The sequence below is a fragment of the Candidatus Aminicenantes bacterium genome, assembly GCA_026393795.1.
GTDB lineage: Bacteria > Acidobacteriota > Aminicenantia > UBA2199 > UBA2199 > UBA2199.
Genome location: JAPKZL010000264.1, coordinates 1 through 5,881 on the forward strand (window position 1 = coordinate 1; position 5,881 = coordinate 5,881).

7 protein-coding genes are annotated in these 5,881 nt (G+C 56.7%); 6 read left to right on the forward strand and 1 reads right to left on the reverse strand.

Features of this window, described 5'->3' with window-relative positions:
• The coding region (locus NTW95_12980) for a hypothetical protein (GenBank protein MCX6558323.1) at window positions 1–502 on the reverse strand (502 nt) is incomplete at its 3' end.
• A 128-nt stretch (window positions 503–630) separates the two neighbouring features.
• On the opposite strand from NTW95_12980, the gene serC reads away from it, so the two are divergent.
• From serC to NTW95_13010, 6 genes are all read left to right on the forward strand, one after another.
• Window positions 631–1,707: a 3-phosphoserine/phosphohydroxythreonine transaminase gene (serC, locus tag NTW95_12985; GenBank protein ID MCX6558324.1), complete on the forward strand. Its 1,077-nt coding sequence runs from the start codon at window positions 631–633 to the stop codon at window positions 1,705–1,707.
• Window positions 1,708–1,920: 213 nt separating this feature from the next.
• Window positions 1,921–2,280: a hypothetical protein gene (locus NTW95_12990; GenBank protein ID MCX6558325.1), complete on the forward strand. Its 360-nt coding sequence runs from the start codon at window positions 1,921–1,923 to the stop codon at window positions 2,278–2,280.
• 3 nt (window positions 2,281–2,283) lie between these two features.
• Complete coding sequence (locus NTW95_12995) at window positions 2,284–3,087, forward strand: dihydropteroate synthase (GenBank protein MCX6558326.1); 804 nt, start codon at window positions 2,284–2,286, stop codon at window positions 3,085–3,087.
• Window positions 3,088–3,095: 8 nt separating this feature from the next.
• Window positions 3,096–3,320, forward strand: a complete 225-nt coding sequence (locus tag NTW95_13000; GenBank protein ID MCX6558327.1) for a dihydroxy-acid dehydratase — start codon at window positions 3,096–3,098, stop codon at window positions 3,318–3,320.
• A 2-nt stretch (window positions 3,321–3,322) separates the two neighbouring features.
• Window positions 3,323–4,129: a CDP-diacylglycerol--serine O-phosphatidyltransferase gene (gene pssA, locus NTW95_13005; GenBank protein ID MCX6558328.1), complete on the forward strand. Its 807-nt coding sequence runs from the start codon at window positions 3,323–3,325 to the stop codon at window positions 4,127–4,129.
• A gap of 8 nt (window positions 4,130–4,137) precedes the next feature.
• The coding region (locus NTW95_13010; GenBank protein MCX6558329.1) for an ABC transporter ATP-binding protein at window positions 4,138–5,881 on the forward strand (1,744 nt) is incomplete at its 3' end.

The window sequence follows — 5,881 nt, forward strand, 5'->3', positions numbered from 1 at the left end:
GGCTGCGGCAGGCTTCCCCCCGGATGAAGGCGAAATCCTCCAGCGGCGAGGTCAGCCTGGAGCCGAGCCACTTCGGAAATATGAATCGGCCGTTCCAGTCGAAGATAAAGAGCCGATTGGCGGGCTCGGGGAAGAACCGCGTGGCTTTGTACATCCCGACCGCGATCTCCGGCTCCGGGTCGCCGTCCAGTTCGCAGACAAGAATTTTCCAGGGACAACAGCCGCGGTCCCGGTCCAGATAGATGCGCCGGGGCTCTCCGTTGGGACCGAGGCGATAGGCCGCGATCGCCCGTCCGTGCGAAGCTCCGGCGTCACCCAGGATGCAGAACCTGACCCGATGCTCATTTCCATTCATGGCGTAAACCGCATCCGCATGGGCGATGACCGATTGGTACGGGGCCGGGATCAGCTCCTTGCCGGCAGCAGCCACTTGGAAGACTGCCAACAGGCAAAACGCGGCCATAAGAAAAGATCGCCGGCAAGGGCAAGCGTCCTGTTTCATGGAATGAATTGTAACCGATATTCAGCATGATTAAAACAGACAGCCCTTCCACGCCGTCTAATTTGCATTTTTTTTAAGTCCGGAGTAAAATTTGATTTTCGCAATTCAAAATCAGGAGGATTACAAATATGGCCAAAAAGTATAATTTCTACGCCGGACCGGCGATCCTGCCCCAGGACGTGATGAAAAAGGCCCAGGCCGAGCTCCTGGACCTCGCCGGCAGCGGCCTTTCGATCATGGAGATCAGCCACCGCTCGAAGGACTTCGAGGCGGTGATCAACGGCGCCGAGGCCAAGATCCGCTCGCTTCTCGGCGTGCCGGAAAGCTACACGATCATGTTCCTGCAGGGCGGCGCCAGCCTGCAGTTCGGCATGATTCCCATGAACCTGCTGAAAGGAAAAAAGGCCGACTACGTCCATACCGGCGAGTGGGCCAAGAAGGCGATCAAGGAAGCCAAGCTGTTCGGCACGGTGAACGTCGCCGCCTCCTCCGAGGACAAGAATTTCAACTATATCCCGGAAAAGTTCGGTTTTTCCCCCGACGCCCAATACGTCCACATCACCTCCAACGAGACCATCGGCGGCATCCAGTGGACTAAGTTCCCCGATACCAACGGCGTGCCCAAGATCATCGATATGTCGTCGGACATCTTCAGCCGCAAGATCGATTTCAGCGATGTCGGCCTGATCTACGCCGGGGCCCAGAAGAACATCGGGCCGGCCGGCGTCACCCTGGTCATCATGCGCAACGACCTGATCGAGGCCTGCGCCGACGGCGTGACCACCATGCTCAGCTACAAGACCCACGCCAAGGAAAAGTCGCTCTACAACACCCCGCCATGCTTTGCCATCTACATCATCAAGCTGGTCATGGAGTGGATCGAGGCCCAGGGCGGGCTGGCCGCGGTCGAAAAAACGAACGAGCTGAAGGCCAAGACCATCTACGACGCCATCGACAACAGCCAGGGCTACTACAAGGGCACGGCGGCGCTCAAGGATCGTTCGCGCATGAACGTCACCTTCAGGCTGCCCAGCGAAGCGTTCGAGGAAAAATTCGTCAACGACGCGAAAAAAGAGGGCTTCATCGGCCTGAAGGGCCACCGCAGCGTCGGCGGCTGCCGCGCCTCCATCTACAACGCCATGAACCTGGAAGGGGTCAAAGCCCTGGTCCGTTTCATGGAAAAGTTCGCCAAGGAGAACAAGTAGGCGTTCCGCACAAAGCGGCAAAATCGCCGTTGGCGCATGGTTTTTTTAACTGAAAGTTGACATCCACCCCGAAATCTGCTATTCTTTTATCCGGCAAATTTGAGGGAGGTGTTTTTTGAGCAAACAAAAGATCGTGTTTTCAATGAATGCCTCGGGCTGGCTCGCCAAGCTCCGCCTGACCGCCGCCTCCGCCCTCCCCGCGCCCGAACGGCCATGATCAGCATCCTGATTGCCGAAGCCCTCAGCGCCAAGACCATCGACACGCTGAATGAGATCCCCGAATTCGAGATCAGCGAAGCGGCCAACCTCAGCCAGGAAAATTTCAAGCGCGAGCTGCAAAACGTCGACGCGTTGGTTGTCAGCGCCACGTCGCCGCTTCCGGCCGCCGCCCTGAAAAACGCCGCCAACCTCAAGCTCGTCATCGTCAGCGGCGGCAAATCCGAGCGGCTGGACACGGTTCTTGCCGGCCGCCGGGGAAATATCGAACTCCGGGTCACGCCGCCAACAACGGCCGGCAGCGAGCAGGAAGGACTCGACGTGATCGCCATCTTGAAAGATTTCTTCAACGTGTAAATCATGACTACCATCGTCGGAAACAAATTGAACTCGGCCAACAAGAAAATACTGGACCGCATGAACAAGATGGACTACGATTTCATCAGAAAGGAGGCCGTCGCCCAGATCGAATCGGGGGCCGAATACATCGAAGTCAACGCCCTGTCGCTGCTGCACAACGAGATTCCCTTCCTGCGCAAGATCATCCCCATGCTCGAAAAGCTCGGCTTCAAGCTGATGATCATCAGCGAAAACATCGAGACGCTGAAGGAAGCCCTGCTGATCTCCAAAAACCCGATGATCGTCGGCGCCGTCGAGTACGACGTCGAAAAAATCGACTATATCATCGATACCATCAAGGATAAAAACGCCAAGATCATCGCCCTGATCAAGGACAAGCACAACAGCCACCACACCACTCCGGAAAAATCGCTGCTCATCGCCCAGAAGTACATCGACTACCTGCTCGACCTGGGCATCAAGCGGCAGGATATCCTGCTCGATCCGCTGGTGCAGCCGCTGGAGGAGGATTTCAACAACGGCAGGGTCTTCCTGGACAAGCTGGAGCTGTTCAAGCTCGATTTTCCCCAGGTCAAGACCATGGCCAACATCTCGCAGCTTTCCGAGGGGCTGCCCAAGCGCCAGATGCTCGCCTCCTTTTTCGTCGCCCTGGCCATCTCCAAGGGGCTCGATTACATCGTCACCAACGTGCTGGACGAGGATTTCTATGAGTCGATCGTCACCACCATGTCGATCATGGGCAAGGACAAGAACCTGCAGGGCTATCTGAAGTATTGCCGCAACCACAAGGAAACCAAGCTCTAGGAAGCGCGATGGAGGACCGGAAAATAAAGGAGATCCTGATCGAGAAGAACCACGCTTTTAAAAAGCTGTTCCTGGAGCACCAGGATTTGGAAGAAAAGCTGCAAGCGAACCTGCAGAAGAAATTCAAGAATGAAGAAGAACGGATCGAGGAAAAAAACATTAAAAAGAGGAAGCTGAAATTGAAGGACGCCATGCAGAAGCATATCTGCGAGTTCAATAAAAAATTGAGCTGAACATGAAAAGAAGAAGGATAAAAAGGGTCAAGCTCTCCTCGTTGATCCGCATATCTTTTCTGCCGTCGGTATTCACCATGCTGAACCTTTTCCTGGGTTTTCAGGCGCTGCTCTACACCATCGGCAGCAAGAAGAATTTCAAGACCGCGGTCTACTACCTGACCGCCAGCGTGATCATGGACGGCTTCGACGGCACCATCGCACGGCTCACCAAGACCGAATCCAATTTCGGCGTGCAGCTCGACTCGTTGGTGGACGCCATCACCTTCGGCCTGGTCACCTCCATCCTGGCCTTCGAGTGGGGCTTCCAATCGGGATACACCCGCATCGGCAGCATCGTCAGTTTCGTTTTCTTAAGCGCCGGATTGATCCGCCTGGCCCGTTTCAATGTCTTTAAGGAGGCGAACGCTTTTCCCGCCAACATCTTCATCGGCGTGCCCATTCCGACCGCCTCCATGGCTGTTTGTTCCATGGTGCTGATTTTCGGAAAAACCCAGCCGCAGACCGACATGGGCATCCTCCTTTTTTCGCTGTACGTCGTCCTGATAGCCCTGCTGATGATCTCCAACATCAAGTACAGGACCATCAAAAAAATCGCTTTGAAAAACAACCTGAAGGCGCTTTTCCTGGTGGCCGCGATCACCGCCTGCCTGGTCATCTTCCCCGACGTCACCATCCCCATCCTGGCTTTCACCTACCTGCTTTCGCCGCTTTTTTTCTTCATTTTTTCCAGGAAACACAAGAGCGCGGAAACAGTCGGCTCGGCCAAGCCGGCGGAAGCCATCGGCAGCAACCGGACTGAAGCCTAGCACGGTTCATGGCTGAAGAAAATTCGCTGTACAGTCACTTCAAGCCTTTCCTGAAACGGTTCGTCCTGGCCATGTTCTTCATGGCCATGGTGGCGCTGTTCACGGCTTTCTTCGCCGTGATCATCCAGCCGATCATCGATGAATTGTTCATCCAGGGCGGCGGCCGTATTTCCGGCAGGAGCCAGTTCATCCGCACCGTGATCATGCGCGTTTTGGGCGTCGGCGAAAAGAAGCTGGTGTTGGTCCTGCCCCAGCTGCTGTTCCTCTCCTTTCTCGGCCAGGCCGTGTTCTCGTTCTTCTCGCTCTACATGATGAAAACGCTCGGCCTGAAGGTCGTGCGCAACATCCGCGACAAGCTGTACCGCAACCTGATCCACCAGTCGATCGACTTCCTGAGCAAATCCAAGACCGGAGACCTCGTCTCCCGCGTCTCCAACGACATCGAAAAAATAAAGCTGGCCGTGGCCGAGACCCTTTCGGTGTACATCCGCGAAAGCCTGACCCTGGCCGGGCTGCTGGTCGTCATCTTCTACCAGGATTGGGAAATGGCCACCATTTCGCTGGTTTTGATCCCGGTCGCCGCCGTGCCCCTGATCTATTTCGGCCGCAAGGTGAAAAAGCGCGGCATCCAGTCACAGGAGACCATCGGCGAACTGGCTAATTTCATGAGCGAATCGGCCATGGGCAACAAGATCGTCAAGGCCTACAACATGGAGGAGTACGAGATCGGCAAGTTCCGCCAGCTCAACCACAAGCACTTCCGCATCAACGCCAAGATCGCCATGTCCTACGCTCTGGCGGCGCCGGTGATGGACATCATCGGCGGGCTGGTGGCGGCCGGGCTCTTCACCATCGGCATGCACCGCATCTCGCGCGGGACCATTTCCCCCGGCCAGTTCACCTCCTTTCTGACGGCGCTCTTTCTGATGTACAGCCCGATCAAGAGGCTTTCCACCGCCCACAACGATTACCAGCAGGGCAAAGCGGGCTACGAACGGGTTAAGCAGATCATCAACACCGAAAATCCCATCCAGGACCGGCCTTCGGCCATCGACATCAAGAACGTGCGCGGCGAAGTGGAATTCAAGAACGTGTCCTTCGCCTACCAGCCCGGGGTCCCGGTCTTGAAGAACATTTCATTCGTGGCCGAGCCCAACCGGCTCGTGGCCCTGGTCGGAGCCAGCGGCTCGGGCAAGACCACCATCATGAACCTGCTGCTGCGCTTCTACGAGCCCGAGCACGGCGAACTGCTCATCGACGGCAAGGACATCCGCTCCATCACCCTCAAGTCGCTGCGCGAAGCGATCGGCCTGGTCACCCAGGATGTCTTCCTTTTCAACGACACCATCGAGAGCAACATCGCCTACGGCCGCAAAAAGTTCGCCCAGGACGACATCCGCGCCGCCGCCGTCGTCGCCCGCGCCGCGGACTTCATCGCCGAGCTGCCGCTGCAGTACGAGACCGTGGTCGGCGAGCGCGGCATTTTCCTGTCCAACGGCCAGCGCCAGCGCATCTCCATCGCCCGGGCGGTGTTGAAAAAACCGCAGATCCTCATCTTCGACGAGGCCACCTCGTCGCTGGATTCCGAGTCGGAAAAACTGATCCAGGAGGCCATGGCCGAGGTGATGAAGAACCGCACCACGTTTGTCATCGCCCACCGCTTGAGCACCATCCTCGAGGCCGACAATATTTTGGTCATCGAGAACGGTGAGATCAAGGAAAGCGGCAACCACCGCGAACTCCTGAAAAAAC